The organism is Ruegeria profundi (assembly GCF_001507545.1).
In the GTDB taxonomy this organism is placed as follows: Bacteria; Pseudomonadota; Alphaproteobacteria; order Rhodobacterales; family Rhodobacteraceae; genus Ruegeria; species Ruegeria profundi.
On the sequence record NZ_LQBP01000002.1, the window covers coordinates 516,109 to 535,047 of the forward strand.

Below are 18,939 nucleotides of genomic sequence, written 5' to 3' on the forward strand. Positions count from 1 at the left end.
GAGCAATCCCATGACAGACAAGAGAGCACAAACACTCCGAACGCTTGATACGCAACCGACGGCTCAAACAGATCGTACGCCTGTGAGCAAACTCGAAGACGGGATCCGCCAGACTTCTTTTCCTTCAACAGTATTGGGAAAATCGCAAATCGGATCGTTAGGAGTCTCTGCCGCTCGCGGCCATTTGCTCAAAGGAGAAGGACGGCAGGTAATTTCCACCTACTCTGCTCTCTATTTGCACGGCTCGCCCGGCCGCCTCGCGCTCGAGGTTGAGGGCAAGGAACGGCCGCTTCACGAAGCACTGCCAGGTGAGATCACAGTGCGTGGCGCAGGCGTTCGTTGCGAAGGCCGCGTGCTTGCGCCCAATGACTTTACGGTCTTTGAAATGCCAACTACCCTCGTCCGGAAAGTTCTTGGCGATCCAAAAGCCGACTTCGCAGACGCGCTCGCAAGCGTAGAGTTCAGACCAATAACGTCGATACTCTTGAGCCAATTGGTCCGCGATTTGGATCGCGTGTTGTTCGAAAGCGGAGTGTCCACGCCCATTGCCACGGAAACACTGTATCAAACGATCTGTTTGGAACTCTGGCGGCTGGTTAAGCGGGACGTGCAGCCCGTCGACGCGAACGCAAGGCCTATGCGTTTATCAGCCAGCGTGTTGCGGGATATCAATGATTACGTGGACGCGACCTGCGCGCAGCAAGTAGATCTGGACGCCTTAAGTCGACTGACCAGCCTGAAACACTCGTCCATCTCCCAAGCGTTCAAGAACACGGTCGGCCAAACACCTTACCAATACATCCTCACCCGTCGCATTGCGCGCGCACGATTTCTTGTCGAGACCTCGAAGCTGCCTCTTAGAGAAGTCGCAGAACGCTGCGGATTTGTCTCTCAGTCACACCTGACGACGACGTTTCGCGACAAGGTCGGATTGACGCCCGCGTCATTGCGCGAAATCGTTCAGAGTTAACTGCCGTTGCGCAATTTTGATGGTGTGACCCTGGCTTTCATCCGGAAGGTGTCCGTCATATGCGCCTGAGAAGAAAACCCTGAAAGATACGCGATCTCGCTCAGAGGTATGTCGCTGGACAGGATCATTCTGCGGGCGAAAGCAATCCGGCAACTGATGATGAACTGGTACGGCGTTTGTCCGGTGACATTGTATAACGCCTTTGAAAACTCAGCATTCGCCATTCCAAGAAAGCACTCAAGGTCTAGCGTTGTCACTTTTTCCTCAAGGTGGGTTTCGACGTACTTCGTAAGTCGTTGCATGTCACTGTCGCTTATCGTCGGCGTGCTTGGCCGCTCGGTCGGGTGCGCGCAATGAACCAGCGCGTTGGTCAGTGTTCCAACCAGCACATCCGCATAGTCTGGACCAATCGGGTCGCTTGAGGCAGCTTCATCGCACAGCCTGCGGACCAGACTTTCGACCAAAGGCGCGCGAAACGGGGCTTCGGACAATGATTCAAGTACCCCGGGACGAGCGACAAGTGTGTTGTCTAATACCTGTTGAGGCAGGAACACGCACAGGCTTTCAGCCGTCGTTTCAATGTCTACACACCATTCGCCACCTTTTGTTACGAGCACAATATCCCCGACTGCAAAATCGAATGTGTCATAGACCGACCCCGCGATGCGATAGCGCGCGCGGCGCGGCCGATTAATCAAAGAAATGAATAGACTGGGTGAATTAGTGACTTCGAAACCCGCTGGGTCCGTACAGAACCGCGCTGCCTGTGCGCCAAATGAGCCCAGAGTGTTCAACCCCGTCAGTTGCGCCGCGATTTCAGGCGGGCCAGCGAATGAAACAAGCGACAAGTCGGGCTCTCCTGGCAAGGTTTAGTTAACCACTGTCCTGACATAAGCGTTTGCAGACCAGTGGGCTCAATGGGCTCGATCTTCATGCCCGGCATAGGCCGCGCGGAGCGCCTCATGCTCAACCCATAGTGAGTTCAACAATTGCTCGGCTCTCTCGGAATGCCCAACCGCGGAGACTTTGCGCAAAAGATCAATGTCATCGAGAATGAGGCAGTGTCCTTGCGCAAGTGCGGCCACGGGCGCCATGTCCTTAGCCAGATCAATCTCCGACGCGAGGGTTGCAAGTTCGGACAGAAGTATCGGCGGGCATCCCTCTTCCGAGACAATCGTGCACCCGATGTCGTCCGTCATTTCCGCCAGACGAAAAAAATCTGCCTGCACCAACTCACGAAACGGGACGTCCGGTCTGCGCCAAAGAAATGTTCGCGCCATGTGTTCCAAGGCAACGTGATCCGCGAGAAGCCGTTTCAAACTGCCGATCAGAAGGCCGTCTACAATCATAACAACACCGAGCGCAGTTGAGCGCGGCGAAAACGGCGAAATGGGATAAAGAAGAGCTTCATCTGAACAACGTGAACCGTGTTGGGATCAAACGATTGTACGTTGCAGGCATGGCCTACGTCTTCCAGATTTCAAACACGCATTTTCAGATTTGTGCACCTGCCGGATGTCACATCGTCGACAGCAAAGGGTCCCTAGGTTATCACCGTTGGCCAACTGTCAAGCTCGCAAACTCGAAATTGGCTCAGGTGTTGGTCTCCAGGTTCGGGTGGTTTTGCACAAACGCCTCAAAGTACTTTGCAAACGTTCCAACGACTGGTGGGAGTTGTTCGTATGGGGGGTAGTACAGCGTAAGCCACAACGACGTGATAGACCAATTTGGCATCACCTGCTCGACTTGCCCGCTAGCCAACCCCTTGTCAGTAATGAAATCCGGTAGAACACATATGCCGTCTCCCGCGACCGCAAGAGCGTAGAGGAAGTCTCCATTGTTGGAGACTATGTTTCGGCCAGCTTGAACTGAAACGTTGCTAACTGCATGAGAGAAATCCCATGTTTCAGAGCCGCCTTGTGCGCTGTATGACATTAGAAAGTCTGGGTTCAGATCGCGCGGATGATCAGGCCGGGGTATGCGTTCAAACAGAGACGGCGCAGCAATCATATGCCGCGGAACTTCGCATAATTTGCGCCAAATTGTCGATTTATCGGTCGGCGGTCCGGATACGCGTACAGCAAGGTCGCAATTTTCCTCGATCACATCGAGTAGAGTATCGGTGAAGTTGATCTCGACTGAAATGTTCGGATAGGCAAGACGAAACCCGGAGATCACTTGCGGTAGCAACGTGACGCCCAGTGATACCGGCGCGGTCAGTCGCAGATGGCCTTTGTCAGGTTGATTGGCCCGTTGAAGACTTCGTGTGACCTCCTCAAACCTCTCCAATAGCGGTCTGTACTGCGCAAGCACAGTTGCTCCGGCGCTGGTTAGTGAAACTTGCCTTGTCGTGCGCACCAAAAGCTGTGTGCCCAGGTCTCTCTCAAGCTGCGCTATGATGCGCGTTGCTGATGCCGGCGCGATGCCCAGTTCGCGCGCTGCCAGTGAAAAGCTTTTCAGGTCTGATACGGCTCGCAGGACGCGGATGGGCTTAAGCTCGATCATCTCAGTTTAATAATTCCGTTTTTGACAATAATAAAGCCACATAGTTGTCTATTCACTTTAATAATTGATGCGCCATCTTTGATGCAAGTTGAACACTCGCCCGGGAGCGGAACATGATCAAAGATATCAAAGGGCTGCACCACGTCACTTCGATGGCTGCAGATGCCAGCACCAACAACGCTTTTTTCACCAACACCCTTGGCATGCGCCGGGTGAAAAAGACGGTCAATTTCGATGCGCCTGAGGTGTATCACCTCTACTACGGGGATGAGGTTGGAACGCCGGGTTCGGTTATGACCTATTTTCCTTTTGGTCAGATGCCAAAAGGACGCAGAGGCGCCGGCGAGGTAGGTGTGACCGAGTTTGCCATCCCTACAGGCGGTGTCGAATTCTGGAAACAACGTCTTGCATCTGAGGGCGTGACTGGGCTGGCCGATGGCACGGTCTTCGGAGAAAAGCGTCTGTCTTTTGACGGCCCCGATGGCGATAGCTTTGCATTGGTCGAGTCTGATGCGCGAGGCCGGACAGCCTGGACTCAGGGCGGTGTTCCCGATGAGGCCGCGATTCTTGGGTTCCGGGGCGCTCGGTTCTCTCTGAAGGATGTCGATGCGACGGGTGAACTGCTGACCTTCATGGGATACCAGAAGGCTGAAACGGAAGGTGACGTCACTCGCTATGTGATCGAAGGGGGCAACGCTGCAGACACGATCGATCTGCAGCAGCTATCGTCAAGCACCCCGACCGCTGGTCAGGGCGCTGGGTCCGTTCATCATATCGCTTTTGCCGTCGAGGACCGCGCCGCGCAACTGCGTGTTCGGCAAGCTTTGCTGGATACAGGCTATCAGGTCACGCCGGTTATCGACCGAGACTATTTCTGGGCGATCTATTTCCGCACGCCGGGTGGTGTGCTGTTTGAGATCGCTACGAACGAGCCCGGTTTTGACCGCGATGAAGACACGGCCCATCTGGGTGAGGCGCTTAAGTTGCCTACCCGCTACGAGCCACATCGCAGCAAGATCGAAAGTCTCCTGCCCACACTTGCATCATGATTTCAGAGGTTGAAATGTCCAAAGATCTCTATCAGGCGCTTGTGCATGCGCCGCAACCCGCCCGTCCGCTTGTCTTTGCCTTTCATGGCACCGGAGGGGATGAGCACCAGCTTGTTGAATTGGCCGGCACTCTTGTCGCTGGCGCCGGGATCGTATCACCACGCGGCGATGTCTCTGAGATGGGGGCTGCGCGGTTCTTTCGCCGCACTGCCGAGGGTGTGTATGACATGGAGGACCTTGCCCGTGCGACGGACAAGATGATTGCGTTCATCGAAGCCCATCGCGCATCGCATCCCGGTCATCCGCTTTATGGCTTCGGCTATTCGAACGGGGCAAACATCCTGGCGGCGGTCTTTCTCAAACGCCCGGACCTGTTTGAGCGGGTCGGCCTTTTGCATCCGATGGTCACGTGGGAGCCGAACGCACATCCTCAGCTTGTGGGGCGGAAAGTTCTGGTGACCGCCGGACGACGCGACCCAATCACGCCATGGCCAATGACGGAACGCCTTGTCAGTTGGCTGTCTGATCATGGTGCTGAGGTCACTTCGGACGTCCATGAAGGCGGACACGAGCTGCGAAACTCTGAACTGACGGCGCTAGCCTCCCACTTCAACGGGGATGTCGGCGCCGGGTGAAGGTTCACGCATTGCATTCAACGTAGACAAGACGGCGGCTTCTTTGCGCGCCCAGGACATGAACTCACGAATATGCTCTTCACGTTCCCGGCCCGGGTGGCAACATATGAAATAGCTGAACCCGGTTTCCACCACCGGACCGAATGGGCAAACAAGCCGTCCGTCCGAAAGCGCGGAATAGACCAGCAGCGACCCGCAGAGCGCGACACCCGCGCCTGCGATCGCGGCGTCCACAATCTGACCGCCCGGAGGTCTTTCGAACCGCATGGCTTTCGAAGGATCAACTACATTCGGAAGCCCGGCGTGTTGGCTCCAAAGAACCCAACTGGGAACCGACCCGTCCAGCATCGGCGTTGTATCGTAAAGAACTTGCGCGGCCTTGATGTCGGCAGGGGACTTTATGTCGAACGTATCCAGCACGCCTGGGCTGGCGACCACCAGCATCAACTCCCGGTGAAGCAACTCCGTATAACGGTCCTCAGGTGGTTCGCTGTTGTATCGAATTTCGATATCTGCGGTCGCGTGGGTTTTGTGGTCAGAAGGGTTTTCGGACTCAATATGGACCTGAACATCGGGGTGGTCTTTGGTGAACTTATGCAGCCTTGGCAAAAGCCACTTGCTGATCAGCGCATTGCTGGAACTGATGCGCAGTTTGGGCGTCTTCTTGGGCCGTACTTCATCGACCACCTGACGGATTTGCAAGAACGCTTCGCTGATCGTTGGCTGCAAGCGCTGCCCTTCGGGTGTCAAATGGATCGCGCGGGTCTTTCGAACGAACAAAGCCACCCCAAGGTCAGCCTCCAGCGCCTTGATCTGCTGGCTAACCGCACCCGGCGTCACCGAAAGCTCATAGGCCGCTTCCTTGATCGAGCCACGCCGCGCGGCGGCCTCAAAGGCGCGCAAACTTAACAAGGAAGGCAATCGGGACAGCGGCATGGCAAGACAGAAAAACAGTTTAGCCTAACTAATGCATACCCGCAGAACTTCTGCTTTGTCGAGTTCAAACTACACCCCACATCAATGAACAACAGAACTTGGAACTGAGTGAAATGATCAAGATCCACGAAAAAGCATCGCGGGGACGCACGCAAAACGGACGGGTGTATGGGCGCCACGCAGCCTCACGCCGTTGGTGTCAGCACCGAACCCATGTCGGCGTCGCTCGCTCAGAAGGCCCTGCTGTCATTTCAATCGAACCAGAATTGCAAGGAGACCCGACGTGACTTGGCAACCATATCTCATATCGCTCGCAGCGGGCCTCGGGATTGGGGTCATCTATGGCCTGATCGCAGTCCGCAGTCCCGCCCCACCAATCATCGCGCTTTTGGGCCTCTTGGGCATGCTCGCCGGAGAAGCTGCGGTGCAATGGATCCGGGGTCATTCCGACGCTGTGTCACAGGCCCTGCATCTTAAGTCTTTCGCCGTAACGCAGGCGGAAGAGACGAGCCAACCAACCAAACCCAAAACCCTTTAGCCCCATCTAACCTCAACAAAGGAATGAAAAATGTCCAAACTTGAAGTCCTTACACCTGAGAACAGCCAGATCATCTTCATCGATCATCAGCCACAGATGGCATTCGGCGTGCAGTCGATTGATCGTCAGACACTGAAGAACAACACCGTTGCCTTGGCCAAAGCCGCCAAGATCTTTGACGTGCCCACTATCATCACCACGGTCGAAACGGACAGTTTTTCCGGGCACACCTATCCTGAACTCTTGGACGTTAATCCTCAGGCGCCTTTGCTGGAACGTACTTCCATGAACTCCTGGGACGACCAGAAAGTCCGGGATGCACTGGCACGAGGAGCTGCGGAAGGTCGCAAGAAAATCGTTGTCTCGGGTCTTTGGACCGAAGTCTGTAATATCACCTTTGCGCTGAGCTGCATGGCCGACACGGACTACGAAATTTACATGGTTGCTGACGCGTCGGGCGGTACGTCGGTTGATGCCCACAAATACGCGATGGACCGGATGGTTCAGGCCGGAGTCATCCCCGTGACCTGGCAGCAGGTTCTTCTGGAATGGCAGCGGGATTGGGCACGGCGCGACACCTACGATGCTGTCATGGACTTGGTGCGTGAACACTCCGGCGCTTACGGCATGGGCGTCGATTACGCTTACACGATGGTTCACAAGGCGCCATCGCGCAGCCGCCACTCTGGCCCTACGCTGGAAGCGGTGCCCGCCGGAAAAGTCGCCGCAGAGTAGTCTGCCGCGCCACGCCCGCTCGGTCCCTTCATCCCTCCCCATGAAACCGAGCGGGAGACTTTCCAAACCTCTCTCAATCTGTGCCCCTCCGGTGGGCACCGACCACCCCCGCTTTGCCAAAGGATGCGCACCATGGCCGCCCCAGACAAGATACTCTTCAACGGCAAGATTACGACGATGGATCCTGACAGGCCCGAAGCAACCGCTGTGGCCGTTTCAGGGGATCGGATCACCGCCGTTGGAACAGACAAGGACATGCTTGGATTTGCGGGACCCGAAACCGAGACCATTGATCTGGGCGGCCAGCGTGTAATTCCCGGTCTGATCGACAGTCATACGCACATCATCCGACAAGGCAACAACTTCGCGATGGAGCTGCGTTGGGACCACGTTCCCTCGCTTGCTGACGGTCTGCGTATGCTGAAGGCGCAGGCAGAGCGTACTCCTGCCGGGCAATGGATCCGCGTGGTTGGTGGTTGGTCCGTTGATCAATTCGCCGAAAAGCGGTTGCCGACGATTGATGAGATCAATGCGGTCGCGCCGGATGTGCCTGTCTACGTGTTGCATCTCTATGATCGGGCGTGGCTGAACAAAGCCGCCCTGCGTGCAATCGGCATCGACAAACACTTCTACGAGCCCTTTGTCTCAGGGCGTCTGGAGCGGGACGATCAGGGCAACCCGACAGGCCTCGCGATGGCGCGCCCCAACGCGCAACCGCTTTACGCGTTGTTGGATATGGCCCCCAAGCTGGATTTCGAACAGCAGGTCACCTCGACCAAGCACTATTTCAAGGCGCTGAATGGTCTTGGATTGACCTCGGCTTTGGATTGCGCGGGTGGGTTCCTGAACTATCCAGATGATTACGGCGTCATCACCGAGTTGAACAAACGCGGCGAGCAAACCGTGCGCATCGGCTATCAGCTTTTTGCGCAGCGTCCGATGTTTGAGCTGGACGATTTCAAACGCTGGAATGACATCGTAAAGCCAGACGAAGGCAACAACTACCTGAAATGCGTGGGTGCGGGCGAGATGCTGGTCGCGTCGGCCTATGATTTCGAAGACTTCAGCTACCCCCGCCCCGATCTGCCCAAGCGAATGGAAGGAGACCTCAGGCCGGTTCTTGAATTTCTGTTCGAAAACCGCTGGCCGATCCGCTTCCATTGTACCTACGAGGAAAGCGCCCACCGGTTGCTAAGCCTTATTGAAGAGGTCGGCCGTGACAAAGGGCTGGAAGAGCTGAACTGGATCTTCGACCATGGCGAGACGATCTCGGAATCCACCATGGAGTGGGTTGCCCGTTTGGGTGGCGGCATCAGCTACCAAAACCGTATTGCCTTTCAGACCACAGCCTATCGTGATCGCTACGGCGAAGACGCCCTGCGCGAGGTTATGCCCGTCAAAAAGATGATGGCGTCGGGCGTGCCGCTGGCCGCTGGTACGGATGCGACGCGAGTATCCTCATACAATCCGTGGCTTGCCATTCATTGGGCGGTATCGGGCAAGGGCCGTGGTGGTGATGTAATCTGGAGTGCAGCGAACCGTTTGGATCGGCACGACGCGCTGCGTCATTGGACCGCCGCTGGCGCTTGGTTCAGCCGGGAAGCGGGTAAGAAAGGTCAGATCAAGGCGGGGCAATGGGCGGATATCGCCGTGCTCGACCGGGATTATTTCTCGATCGCCGAGGACGAGATCACCGAGATCGAAGCCGACCTGACACTGACAGGCGGCAAGATCGTGCACGCCAAGGCCCGTTTTGCGGCGCATGCACCGGCCCCACTGCCGGAGCTTCCCGAATGGTCACCTGTCCCTATTTTCGGTGCCCCCGGCGCTACGGCGCAACGCCAAGGCAGCCTTGCCGCGGAATAGCGGACAGACCTCAGGAGATTTCCCATGTTGGACGACCAAAAGCTAAAAATCACCTACAGCGAAAGCGACACAAAAGCACGATACGGCGCTTCGGTGTCCGGGATCGTGAGCGAGGCCGAACTGACGCTGTCGAAAGTCACGCCCACCCTCGTTATCGCCGACCACACGTTTGTCCCGGATGAGTTGCGCGGACGCGGCTTGGCGCGGGCCTTGGCTGCACAGCTTGTAGCGGATGCGCGCGACAAAGGGCTGCGCATAGTGCCGCTTTGCCCATTTGTGCGGTCCTACGCTGAAAAAAATCGCGAGGAGTTGGCAGATGTCATCCAGTGGTAGCATCGCAAAACCTGCACCCGCGGCATCAAACTCGGCCTGGGCCCCGTTCAAACATCGGGCCTTTGCGCTTCTTTGGGTCGCGACCCTGATCTCCAACGTCGGCACGTGGATGCACGATGTGGGCGCGGGGTGGTTGATGACGACGCTCAACTCATCTCCGGCGGTGGTCTCTCTCGTGCAGGCGGCGACAACCCTGCCAGTGTTCATCTTCGCTTTATACGCCGGTACGCTGGCGGACCGGTTGGATAAGCGTAAGTTGTTGATCACAGTGAATGTTGTGCTTCTGGTGCTTGTGTCGGTGCTGACCGTGCTTGTTCAGCTCGAATTGGTAACACCGACGCTCCTGATCCTGTTCACATTGGCCATCGGAACTGGCACCGCCTTCATGGCTCCGGCCTGGCAAGCGATCGTGCCAACTCTTGTGCCGCGTGACGCGTTGCAGCCAGCCATCGCGCTGAATTCAATGGGCATCAACATCAGTCGCGCGATCGGCCCTGCCTTGGCGGGCGTTTTGATTGCATCGGTCAGCTTGGCGGCCCCTTTTGCGGTCAATGCGGTCAGTTATCTCGTGATCATTGGCGCTCTGTTGTTTTGGAAACACGAAGGCGGTGTATCGAAGACATCTCAGCCTGTTTTTAACGCGATGATGACCGGCATGCGGCATGTTGCACATAACGGCCCGCTCAAGGCCACGTTGATCCGATCTTTTGCCTTCTTCATCTTTGCTTCTGCCTATTGGGCTCTGTTGCCACTGGTCGTCCGGACAATCGAAGGTGGCGGGGCGACGCTGTATGGTTTGTTGCTGACTTTGATCGGTGCCGGGGCTGTTGCGGGTGCTTTGACACTTCCGCAGTTCCGCGCGAAGCTTGATGCGAGCACGACAGCTGCAGGCGGCACCATCGGCACTGCCGTTGCCATGGCAATTCTTGCAACGGCGGCAACGCCTCCTCTGGCCTATATCGCCGCACTGTTAGGTGGCTTTAGCTGGATTGCCGTTCTCACCACGTTCAATGTGTCGGCGCAAACCGCACTGCCAAATTGGGTCAGGGCCCGAGGACTGGCCGTAAATCTGATGGTCTTCTTCGGGTCAATGGCGTTTGGATCAGCATTCTGGGGTCAGGTGGCCACGGTAACATCTGTTTCGATCACCTTGCTGATCGCAGCAGGCGGCCTGATCGTCGGCTTGATCCTGACGCGCAAATTCCAGCTTGGTCAGGGCGAAGATCTGGACCTGACACCCTCTATGCATTGGCCAGCGCCGCAAGTTGCCCTTGAAGAGGACGGATTGGCATCCCGCGGTCCTGTTATGGTCGAAGTCGAGTATCGCATTCGACCCGAGGATGAAGCTGCGTTCCTGTCCGCCATTCAGGAATGGTCCGGCGAGCGCTGGCGCGACGGAGCTTATGATTGGCGCGTTTTCCAAAGTGCAGAAGAGCCTGAGCTATGGGTCGAGGCCTTCATGGTCTCATCTTGGGAAGAACATCTGGCCCAGCATGAGCGTGTGTCACACCAGGATCAGGATCTTCAACAGGCTGTTGCAGCTTTCGATACCCGCGAAAGCGGCCCCGTCGTTCGCCATTTGATCGCGCCGTGATGAGGGTGCTTGAGATGCTATCGACATTGGTCACCAAATGGCGCCTTCTGTTGGTCGCGGTCTTTGCAACTCTGTTCGGGTTTCACGCGTCTGATCCCGCATTCGCTGGAGGTACAGAGTTTGAAGGCCGTATCGAAGCGGTCGAAAGGTCTGACGTTTACAGTCGGGCAGAAGGCATTGTCGAAGAAGTGCTGGTCGAGCAAGGCGACTATGTCGAAGCGGGCACACCATTGCTGCGGCTCCGAAACGATCTGGAAAAACTGGCCATCGATAGCGCCAAAGCCGAACTGGCCAAAGCCAGCGCTATTTTGCTTCAAGCCCGCGATAGACTGGAACGCGCCGCGCAACTCTCTACGCGAGGCACGGCGACCGAAGTCGCTCTCTTCGAGGCTGAAACCAATCTGACACTGACTGAGGCTGACAGGTCTTTGGCCGAGACAGCGCTGGAAATCGCGCAAACAAACTACGAAGACACGCTCATACGTGCGCCGATCTCGGGGCATGTTGAAGACCCGCGTGTTGGACCGGGTTCCCTGGTTGAGTTCAACTCGGGTGACCCGCCTTTGTTTCAAATCGTAAATCTGAATCGCCTGCGCGTTGTTTTCGAAATTCCGTACACCCAGTGGATTTCCGGGATGAACGGGGACAATTCGCGCTCAGATGCGTCATCAGAAGCCAGCGCATTTAGAGTTCAAACTGAGACCGGTCAGGTTCTACGGGATTCAATACCACTCACAGGATCGGCGGTTTGGTTCGACGAACAAAATGGCAAAATTCGTGTCTGGGCAGATCTGAAAAACCCCGATCATACGTTAAGGCCAGGAATGAAGGTCGTCGTCACGCCCATACTGACCCCGGGCACCGCCGAAAAAGATCACTCCATTCGGAAATGAAACTCAAAACAACCCATCAACATCAGGCATCACAAGGACGGTTCCAAATGATCAAATTCGAATTGAACGGCCGACCCGTAGAGGTTGATAACCCCCCTGACGAAATGCTGCTGCTGGTCCTTCGAGATTCGCTCAAACTCAAGGGTACGAAATACGGATGCGGTGCTGCCATGTGTGGGGCCTGCACGGTGCATGTGGATGGTGTGGCGAGCTTTGCATGTCAGATGTCGGTCAGCGACGTGGAGTATGCGCAAGTCACGACGATCGAAGGATTATCCGAAGACGGCTCGCATCCTGTTCAGAGGGCCTGGATCGAAGAGCAGGTTGCACAATGCGGCTATTGCCAGTCAGGTCAGATCATGCGCGCGGCGGCACTTCTGGCGGACAATCCATCCCCGACGCGCGAAGAAATCGTCGATGAGATGAGCTCGAACCTTTGTCGCTGCGGAACGTATAACCGAATTTTCAAAGCCATCGAACGCGCAGCCAAGGAGGTTTGAGATGACAATGACCATGAACCGCCGCGGGTTTCTGCAAGGCGCTGCTGGACTGACATTTTTCATCGGTTCGGGTGGCATCTCATCCGTCCGGTCCGAAGCAGCGGCCGGCACACTGGATGTCAATCACTGGTTGACGATCCGGGCTGATGGCACCGTTCAAATCGTCCATCCGTCCACAGAGATGGGCCAAAGCAGCTATTCTACGTTGCCGCAGATTCTGGCCGAGGAACTGGACGCTGCTTGGAATGACGTAGAAATCGAACAGTTGAATGCGGATGATCGGCGCTATGGAAACAAGCTGTTTGGCGGTGTTTTGTATACGGCTGGCAGCACCGGAACGCAGTTCTATTTCGACCCGATGCGCAAGGCAGGCGCGCAGGCGCGCGACGTGTTGCTGCAAATCGCAGCGCGCGAATGGGGTGTGGACAAAGCAAGCCTCAGGACCGAACCCAGTGTTGTTTTAGGGCCTGATGGCCAACAGGGCAGCTATGGTGAACTGGCGGCGCTCGGTTTGACAGATGTGACGGTGCCAGACGTTGAAACCGTGCCGCTGAAAGACTCATCCGCGTTTCGGATCATCGGGCAAGATCTGCCGCGTCGCGACGTTCCGGCCAAAAGCACAGGTCAGGCTGAATACGCGATAGATGTGGATGTGCCCAATATGGCCTATGCTGCTGTTCTGCGCGCACCAGTCGAGGAAGAGGTACCGCTTTCCATCAACGACGTTGCCGCACGCGAGGTACCGGGCGTCATCGACATCGTGACCGTACCGGACGGTGTCGCCGTCGTCGCGGAAAGCTTGTGGTCTGCCTTGGGCGCACGGGGTTTGCTTGAGGTTGAATGGTCCACCACCTCACCCTTCCGGACGTCAAACAGCGAGCAGACGCTGGCCGAATACGCCGCCGCTGTCAGCTCTCCTGACGCGTCGGGTGCAACCTGGGCCGAGAAAGGCGACGCCCCTGCAGCCATTGGCAACGCTGACCGTCAGTTTTCGCAGGTCTATCTTTCGGACTATGCCTACCATGCTCAGATTGAGCCGATGGCGGCCGTCGCTGATGTCGATGCGGACGGGCAAGGTGCTGAAGTTTGGGCGGGCACGCAAACGCAGTCGTGGACTGCGCGCACCGTTTCCGAGGTACTGGGCATCCCCGTCGAAAACGTTCGTCTGAACATGATGACAATGGGCGGAGGCTTTGGTCGACGCACAGCCCTGATGCAGAACTATGTGCGCGATGCGGTGCTGTGTTCGAAAGCCGTTGGACGTCCTGTCAAAGTGATCTGGCCGCGTGAAGACGACGTGAAGCAGGGCACCTTCCGCCCCGCTGCGGCCCAAAAACTTGAGGCCGGTCTGACAGCGGACGGAAAGCTCGATGGGTGGTACCACAAGGTCGCGACACCAACGGTCATTGGTTTTTTCAACCCGCTGCGTTGGGACGCGGTGAACCCGAACGATGTGATTTCAATGCGGGGTGCGGAGAGCAAGTTCTATGGGATCAAGGATTTCCGCGCCGATCATCTGATCATGGACCGGCATGCCCGCCTTGCGCCCTATCGCGGTATTGGCGCGTCCTACACGGCCTTTGCGGCAGAGTGTTTCATGGATGAACTGGCAGAACAGGCCGGGAGGGACCCATTGGAGTTCCGGCTAGATCTTGTTTCCGAAAACCCGCGTGGGCGACACCTGCTTGAGAAGGTGGCCGAGATGTCCGATTGGCACAATCGGGGTGATCGAAACTTAGGGCTTTCTTTTGCTGGCTACAGCTCGTCCATGGCCGCAGGTGTGGCGGAAGTCGAAGTTGACGCGGAAAGCGGAGAGATCCGGATCACCAACTTCTGGGCCGCGATCGACGCGGGCCTAATCGTCACGCCGGACAACGCACTCAATCAGATCGAAGGTGGTATCGTGTTCGGTATCTCGATGGCTCTTTCTGAAAAAATAGACATCGAAAACGGCGAGGTGGTGCAGAGCAACTTCTGGGACTATGAGATCACACGCGCGTCGCAGATGCCGGAAATTGAAATCTACGTCGCAGAGGTCAATGCACCGCCGGTTGGTGTTGGCGAGGTTGGCACTCCGATGGTGCCTGCGGCCATTGCAAATGCATTTTACGCCGCGCAAGGCAAGCGCCTGCGCCACATGCCCTTTACACCTGATCGCGTCACCGCCGCGCTGGAAACGTAAGGGCCAAAGGATGCTGCCGGTCATTTCCTTTGACCGGCGGCGCATTTGCCAAGACCCAACTACAGACAAAGGACCCAATGCATGAGTTGGAACCCCACGCATAAACCTGAGTGCCCAAATGCTTCGGCAGACAGTGTTGAAACTCTGATTATTCCGCGCGCCCGTGATCTTGGTGGGTTTGAAGTTCGACGCGCATTGCCGGCGCCCGAACGCCAGATGGTAGGACCGTTTATATTTTTCGACCAGATGGGCCCGGCCGAGTTTATCACGGAAGGCGGCATAGACGTTCGCCCACATCCGCATATCGGTCTTGGAACAGTAACCTATTTGTATGATGGCGAGTTTGAGCATCGCGACAGCTTAGGCACTCATCAGATGATCTACCCAGGCGAAGTGAACTGGATGGTCGCGGGCAAGGGCGTCACGCATTCCGAACGCACCAGTGCGGAAACACGGGCCAAGCGCAATAGGTTGTTTGGTATTCAGACCTGGATCGCGTTGCCAAAAAACCGCGAAGACATGGCACCGGACTTTGAACACCACAAGAACGCGGCGCTACCGGAGCTTCAAGATACGGGCGTTCAAGCAAAGCTCATACTCGGATCGGCCTATGGCAAATCCAGCCCCGTGACGATGCAGTCCGAGACGTTTTACGTCGATGTCATTCTTGCGCCGGGTGCACATTTTCCATTGCCGGACGATCAGGAAGACCGTGGGATCTACGTCACTGAAGGGTCGGTTGAGGTTGCCGGCGACGTCTTCGAAGCCGGGCAAATGATGGTCTTTCGACCCGGTGATAAAATCAGCGTTCGGGCTGGTGAAAAGGGTGCGCGTCTCATGGCACTGGGCGGTGCAACTCTGTGCGAGGAGCGTTATATCTGGTGGAACTTCGTTTCATCGTCCCGAGACAGGATTGAAGACGCCAAAGAGTCTTGGAAGGCGGCGGATTGGGCCAATGGCCCCTTTAAACTGCCACCGGGTGACGATGCCGAGCATATCCCGATTACGCCAGAACTTGAACAAACCTTGCCCAATAGAGATAACGAGCCTTCGGCCTGACTTTTTGACCGGTTTTTTGGGTTCCTTATGGTGCGCAAACCCCGTCTAGAGGCCCAGTATACTTCGTGCCTGGGCCGCTGTTGCAACTGGGCGATTGTATTGGTCACAGATCTCTGCAGTGCGCGTTACAAGGGCTGCATTTGATGGTGCAAGCGTATTGCGATCCTGTCACTGTACCCTAATTAATCAGAATTTGCGGATTCACGGCGTTCCGGGGCGTTTTTGTACCCTTAATTGCAATATACCCACAGGTTCCGTGGCTTATGACTTGACCCCACTTGAGCGCTTCCAGATTGTATCGGCGCGCATCAGAAGCGCTTGACGATTTGCGTCTGCCCCGAGCTCTGAGATGGCCTGACGAGCGGCCTGCAAAGCGCTCTCCGACACTCTTGGGCGGCACAATCCATGTGCTTCATGCCCGGTTGGATGCACTGTTTCAACCAATCTAGGAAGCGGTCGACCGAGGTCCTGCGACAATCCACGGATCCGCTCGATCATCTCACGATGTTCAGGAAATACGCGGCTCAACTCCCGGGCCGCCGGGTCGTTTCCTCGCAGTATGATGGCGGCACCCAACAAGGGACGGGTCGTGCCGATACCGACCGCCGCAAGCGCCATTAGCCTTTCGCGCTTGTTCCCGGAGGTGAGCGACCAAAGACGCCCGATCTTCAGCACCGATATGACTTGCAGGGTCAGACTGATCCGGTTCAACCGCGCGAGATCGGTCATGGCGGCAGCCGTCTTCAGAACTTCCGCGCCGCGCAAAGCGCGTGCATGAAGTCTGCGTGATACATCTTTGGCTGGATTCTTGGGTTCCAAGGCCTGGCCGCAGATTTCGCAGGTCATCGACCATGCCAAGCGCCAATGTCGAAGCACCAAATCGGGTGATTTCGCAACACACCCCGGGCAATACTGGAAGTCATGCCGGGACACGTATTGCACATCATGATGTATTGAATCCGGAAGAGCCATGCTGACGATTTCATCCGGGGACCGCTGAACCGCCCCGCATAGCATGGCCCAGTTCGCCGTCTGCAGGTCGCTTGCACATTCCGGCACCCTGCCCTGCCCCAAACCCAGATAGCCACAAAGCTCTTCAACCGAACAATAATTGGCCTTCGCCAAGCGACCTAACCAGCTCGACAGAAGCTCATCACGCAAAGGTGGCGGTCGAAACGGTAGCGGTCTGACGGTCACCCGAATGCAGCCGCGGCCTGTCGAGGGATGTTCCAGGCATGCTTGGTCCAAACCGGTTGCCAGGCTTGAACCGCTTCGTCCGTGATCCGCTCTTCTCCGGTCTCGATTGCATCGATAGCCAGGGATTTGATCATGATGAACACGCGCGAGGTGACGCCGCCGGTCACTTTCAGGATCGTCCGAAGCGACGCCACCGTAAGGCCTGAGCGTTGCTCAAGTGCCATCGCCGCGATCAACGTCTGGATCAGGCGAGAGAACTCCACATCGTCTTCCCAAAGCGGCAGGTAGTGTTCGTCCAAACGTCGGGCCAATTGATCGTCTCCTCGAACCGCCTCCAGCGCTTCGTTCACACCGAAGACGACGAGCGAGGCGCAGAGATCGTTGGCGAGGAACCGGAGCATGTTCAGGAAACGGCGTTGCTCACGGTAGCTGCCAGCAAGCAGGTTATGCACTTCGTCGATCATAAGCATCCTAAGGTCCATGTCCCGAAGATGACTGAGCGCGCGCACCTCGAGCTCGGACACAGTATGTCGACCCCACATAGGCGCCCCGATTGTCGCCAGGATGTGCTGATAGAACCGTCGTTCGTCCGGGGCCGGCGGGGCCTGGACCAGCAGGATGGGTGTTTTTGTGACACCCAGTTCAGCGTTGTACTGCGTTGGATATTTGCTCGCCATCCGCTTGGCGATCATCGTCTTTCCGATGCCGGAACTTCCATAAACCATCAGCCCGGGCATCCGGCTTTGCTGTGGCATTTCCATCAGGGATGTCAATCGGTTGAGAACGATGGTGGCACGGTCAAACGCGACCCAATGGTCGCCGCGGATACGGTCAATTCTTTCTTCTGAGGTCATTAAACTCATCAATCTCATAGGTAGGCAGATCAGGGTTGCCTGTATCAATCGCAAACATTTCGCGCGACGGATCACGGCGCGGTTGGTGCCGGGGTAGCCGCGCGTCTCTTTCGTTTTCTAACCGGGCAATCCGCGTTGTTTGGCGCGCCGCCTCAGCCAGCTGCCGTTGCGCGTCAATTAATTGGAATAGGACCCGCTCGTTGATCCGGCCACCATGCTTTTCCTGCCAATCTTTCCGCGCCCGCCGACTTTCCCAAAGCGATATCCGCGGGTGGCTGAGATCCCGGTAGCGCGCCGGGATCACGCGGCCATCACTGGTGACGACCCAGACCTGCGATAAGTCTCGCGGATCGTATTTCACCTGTACCTTGCCCTGCCCTCGTCCGACCAACGATGCAAAGACATCACTCCAGTAATTAACCCCGAAGAGCGTGATTCCGGTGCGCCCGAGCTGGCGCCGCTCGAAGGGCAAGAAACTTGTCCTAAAAGCATCGACATCGACAACCTGCCGTCCCGCAGTATCCCCACCCATGTCAGCCCATGCTGCGAGCGGGGTTCGTCCAAGAGCTTCGTGAACCGTATTGTGGTAGCGGCAGATTTCCAGATGAAGCCAATCCTCGAACTCGGTCAGCGTCAGGGCCGCGTGCTTCTCGCTGTCATAGTCACCCTTCTCAACGATTGAAGATTGCGTTGTCCCGGGCAGCACATGAACAGCCCCCATAGTTGTTCCGATCAGCCGTTCGACATGGCCGCCGTAGTGTTTGCCGCCAAGCGGACGATACTCAACAGCAATGCCCCAATCTTCGCAGGCCATTCTGAAGGCGTCGCTGTGGAACTCCTGCGCATTGTCGACGTGGATCGCCTTCGGGATTCCGGCCGTCGGCCAAACCACCTCTTCCATTGTTCCAGGGACGTGCACCGATTTCCGGCGCACGCAGTGATCGAGACATAGGGCGATCGACAAGATAGATGGCTCGTCGAAAGTGACATAGACGGATGTGTCGCAAACTTTGGGCCTGGATTGACGAGCATAGAGATTTCGACTTTAGGTATCCGCGCATTGTTCTCCAACAGGTTTCAGCATGATTTCCTT

Annotated in this window: 19 protein-coding genes and 1 pseudogene; 12 read left to right on the plus strand and 8 right to left on the minus strand. The window is 56.7% G+C overall.

Annotated features, from left to right (window positions below; all coding sequences use genetic code 11):
• The first annotated feature begins 82 nt into the window (after positions 1–82).
• Entirely contained in the window at positions 83–970 is an 888-nt protein-coding gene (locus tag AVO44_RS05900; RefSeq protein WP_205626525.1) for a helix-turn-helix transcriptional regulator, read from the plus strand.
• On the opposite strand, the gene AVO44_RS05905 is transcribed toward AVO44_RS05900, so the two are convergent.
• From AVO44_RS05905 to AVO44_RS05915, 3 genes are all read right to left on the minus strand, one after another.
• The gene (locus AVO44_RS05905; RefSeq protein WP_068333906.1) at positions 967–1,818 is read right to left on the minus strand and encodes a helix-turn-helix domain-containing protein; all 852 of its coding nucleotides are present in this window, start codon (positions 1,816–1,818) and stop codon (positions 967–969) included. The two genes, AVO44_RS05900 and AVO44_RS05905, sit on opposite strands and share 4 nt — an antisense overlap.
• Before the next feature lie 66 nt (positions 1,819–1,884).
• Positions 1,885–2,319: a hypothetical protein gene (locus AVO44_RS05910; RefSeq protein ID WP_068333909.1), complete on the minus strand. Its 435-nt coding sequence runs from the start codon at positions 2,317–2,319 to the stop codon at positions 1,885–1,887.
• Between the two features lie 244 nt (positions 2,320–2,563).
• A complete protein-coding gene (locus tag AVO44_RS05915; protein WP_068333912.1) occupies positions 2,564–3,475 on the minus strand; it encodes a LysR family transcriptional regulator in 912 nt (303 codons plus the stop codon).
• 113 nt (positions 3,476–3,588) lie between these two features.
• Between AVO44_RS05915 and AVO44_RS05920 the strand changes: the two genes are divergently transcribed.
• Together AVO44_RS05920 and AVO44_RS05925 are read left to right on the plus strand one after the other, a co-directional pair.
• Complete coding sequence (locus AVO44_RS05920; protein WP_068333915.1) at positions 3,589–4,524, plus strand: VOC family protein; 936 nt, start codon at positions 3,589–3,591, stop codon at positions 4,522–4,524.
• A 14-nt stretch (positions 4,525–4,538) separates the two neighbouring features.
• On the plus strand, positions 4,539–5,159 hold the full coding sequence (locus AVO44_RS05925; protein ID WP_068334081.1) for an alpha/beta hydrolase: 621 nt from the start codon (positions 4,539–4,541) through the stop codon (positions 5,157–5,159).
• Here AVO44_RS05925 and AVO44_RS05930 read toward each other — a convergent pair.
• Positions 5,121–6,095: a LysR family transcriptional regulator gene (locus AVO44_RS05930; protein ID WP_068333917.1), complete on the minus strand. Its 975-nt coding sequence runs from the start codon at positions 6,093–6,095 to the stop codon at positions 5,121–5,123. The genes AVO44_RS05925 and AVO44_RS05930 overlap by 39 nt on opposite strands.
• Before the next feature lie 283 nt (positions 6,096–6,378).
• Between AVO44_RS05930 and AVO44_RS05935 the strand changes: the two genes are divergently transcribed.
• The 9 genes from AVO44_RS05935 to AVO44_RS05975 all read left to right on the plus strand — a co-directional run bounded on the left by AVO44_RS05935 (position 6,379) and on the right by AVO44_RS05975 (position 15,795).
• Positions 6,379–6,633, plus strand: coding sequence for a DUF1427 family protein (locus tag AVO44_RS05935; RefSeq protein ID WP_068333920.1), 255 nt, complete (start codon positions 6,379–6,381; stop codon positions 6,631–6,633).
• A gap of 30 nt (positions 6,634–6,663) precedes the next feature.
• A complete protein-coding gene (locus AVO44_RS05940; protein WP_068333923.1) occupies positions 6,664–7,368 on the plus strand; it encodes a hydrolase in 705 nt (234 codons plus the stop codon).
• Positions 7,369–7,500: 132 nt separating this feature from the next.
• Positions 7,501–9,234, plus strand: a complete 1,734-nt coding sequence (locus tag AVO44_RS05945) for an amidohydrolase (protein ID WP_082677412.1) — start codon at positions 7,501–7,503, stop codon at positions 9,232–9,234.
• A gap of 24 nt (positions 9,235–9,258) precedes the next feature.
• Positions 9,259–9,567, plus strand: a complete 309-nt coding sequence (locus AVO44_RS05950) for a GNAT family N-acetyltransferase (protein WP_068333929.1) — start codon at positions 9,259–9,261, stop codon at positions 9,565–9,567.
• On the plus strand, positions 9,551–11,161 hold the full coding sequence (locus tag AVO44_RS05955; RefSeq protein ID WP_068333931.1) for an MFS transporter: 1,611 nt from the start codon (positions 9,551–9,553) through the stop codon (positions 11,159–11,161). Before AVO44_RS05950 ends, AVO44_RS05955 begins: the two co-directional genes overlap by 17 nt.
• Before the next feature lie 14 nt (positions 11,162–11,175).
• Positions 11,176–12,054 (plus strand): efflux RND transporter periplasmic adaptor subunit, encoded by an 879-nt coding sequence (locus AVO44_RS05960; RefSeq protein WP_068333934.1) that lies wholly within the window; start codon positions 11,176–11,178, stop codon positions 12,052–12,054.
• Positions 12,055–12,101: 47 nt separating this feature from the next.
• The gene (locus AVO44_RS05965; protein WP_068334083.1) at positions 12,102–12,554 is read left to right on the plus strand and encodes a (2Fe-2S)-binding protein; all 453 of its coding nucleotides are present in this window, start codon (positions 12,102–12,104) and stop codon (positions 12,552–12,554) included.
• A gap of 1 nt (position 12,555) precedes the next feature.
• On the plus strand, positions 12,556–14,736 hold the full coding sequence (locus AVO44_RS05970; protein WP_068333937.1) for a xanthine dehydrogenase family protein molybdopterin-binding subunit: 2,181 nt from the start codon (positions 12,556–12,558) through the stop codon (positions 14,734–14,736).
• A gap of 81 nt (positions 14,737–14,817) precedes the next feature.
• Positions 14,818–15,795, plus strand: coding sequence for a pirin family protein (locus AVO44_RS05975; protein ID WP_068333940.1), 978 nt, complete (start codon positions 14,818–14,820; stop codon positions 15,793–15,795).
• A 45-nt stretch (positions 15,796–15,840) separates the two neighbouring features.
• Here AVO44_RS05975 and AVO44_RS20625 read toward each other — a convergent pair.
• The 4 genes and pseudogenes from AVO44_RS20625 to AVO44_RS05990 all read right to left on the minus strand — a co-directional run.
• Positions 15,841–15,960, minus strand: a pseudogene (locus tag AVO44_RS20625) (3-keto-5-aminohexanoate cleavage protein); the annotation flags it as partial.
• A gap of 96 nt (positions 15,961–16,056) precedes the next feature.
• Positions 16,057–16,992: a TniQ family protein gene (locus AVO44_RS05980; RefSeq protein WP_157769936.1), complete on the minus strand. Its 936-nt coding sequence runs from the start codon at positions 16,990–16,992 to the stop codon at positions 16,057–16,059.
• Complete coding sequence (locus AVO44_RS05985) at positions 16,989–17,846, minus strand: TniB family NTP-binding protein (RefSeq protein WP_233421932.1); 858 nt, start codon at positions 17,844–17,846, stop codon at positions 16,989–16,991. Before AVO44_RS05985 ends, AVO44_RS05980 begins: the two co-directional genes overlap by 4 nt.
• Positions 17,824–18,738 carry a Mu transposase C-terminal domain-containing protein gene (locus AVO44_RS05990; protein WP_169794835.1) on the minus strand — a complete coding sequence of 305 codons (915 nt, stop codon included), beginning with the start codon at positions 18,736–18,738 and terminating at the stop codon, positions 17,824–17,826. Before AVO44_RS05990 ends, AVO44_RS05985 begins: the two co-directional genes overlap by 23 nt.
• Positions 18,739–18,939 lie beyond the last annotated feature (201 nt).

What these genes read in the sequence shown, in the direction of transcription:
- AVO44_RS05925 (WP_068334081.1), top strand. Translation starts at nt 4,539, where the DNA reads ATGTCCAAAGATCTCTATCAGGCGCTTGTGCATGCGCCGCAACCCGCC.
- AVO44_RS05915 (WP_068333912.1), bottom strand. Translation starts at nt 3,475, where the DNA reads ATGATCGAGCTTAAGCCCATCCGCGTCCTGCGAGCCGTATCAGACCTG.
- AVO44_RS05960 (WP_068333934.1), top strand. Translation starts at nt 11,176, where the DNA reads ATGCTATCGACATTGGTCACCAAATGGCGCCTTCTGTTGGTCGCGGTC.
- AVO44_RS05940 (WP_068333923.1), top strand. Translation starts at nt 6,664, where the DNA reads ATGTCCAAACTTGAAGTCCTTACACCTGAGAACAGCCAGATCATCTTC.
- AVO44_RS05920 (WP_068333915.1), top strand. Translation starts at nt 3,589, where the DNA reads ATGATCAAAGATATCAAAGGGCTGCACCACGTCACTTCGATGGCTGCA.
- AVO44_RS05970 (WP_068333937.1), top strand. Translation starts at nt 12,556, where the DNA reads ATGACAATGACCATGAACCGCCGCGGGTTTCTGCAAGGCGCTGCTGGA.
- AVO44_RS05910 (WP_068333909.1), bottom strand. Translation starts at nt 2,319, where the DNA reads ATGATTGTAGACGGCCTTCTGATCGGCAGTTTGAAACGGCTTCTCGCG.
- AVO44_RS05945 (WP_082677412.1), top strand. Translation starts at nt 7,501, where the DNA reads ATGGCCGCCCCAGACAAGATACTCTTCAACGGCAAGATTACGACGATG.
- AVO44_RS05955 (WP_068333931.1), top strand. Translation starts at nt 9,551, where the DNA reads ATGTCATCCAGTGGTAGCATCGCAAAACCTGCACCCGCGGCATCAAAC.
- AVO44_RS05950 (WP_068333929.1), top strand. Translation starts at nt 9,259, where the DNA reads ATGTTGGACGACCAAAAGCTAAAAATCACCTACAGCGAAAGCGACACA.
- AVO44_RS05965 (WP_068334083.1), top strand. Translation starts at nt 12,102, where the DNA reads ATGATCAAATTCGAATTGAACGGCCGACCCGTAGAGGTTGATAACCCC.
- AVO44_RS05930 (WP_068333917.1), bottom strand. Translation starts at nt 6,095, where the DNA reads ATGCCGCTGTCCCGATTGCCTTCCTTGTTAAGTTTGCGCGCCTTTGAG.
- AVO44_RS05985 (WP_233421932.1), bottom strand. Translation starts at nt 17,846, where the DNA reads ATGACCTCAGAAGAAAGAATTGACCGTATCCGCGGCGACCATTGGGTC.
- AVO44_RS05975 (WP_068333940.1), top strand. Translation starts at nt 14,818, where the DNA reads ATGAGTTGGAACCCCACGCATAAACCTGAGTGCCCAAATGCTTCGGCA.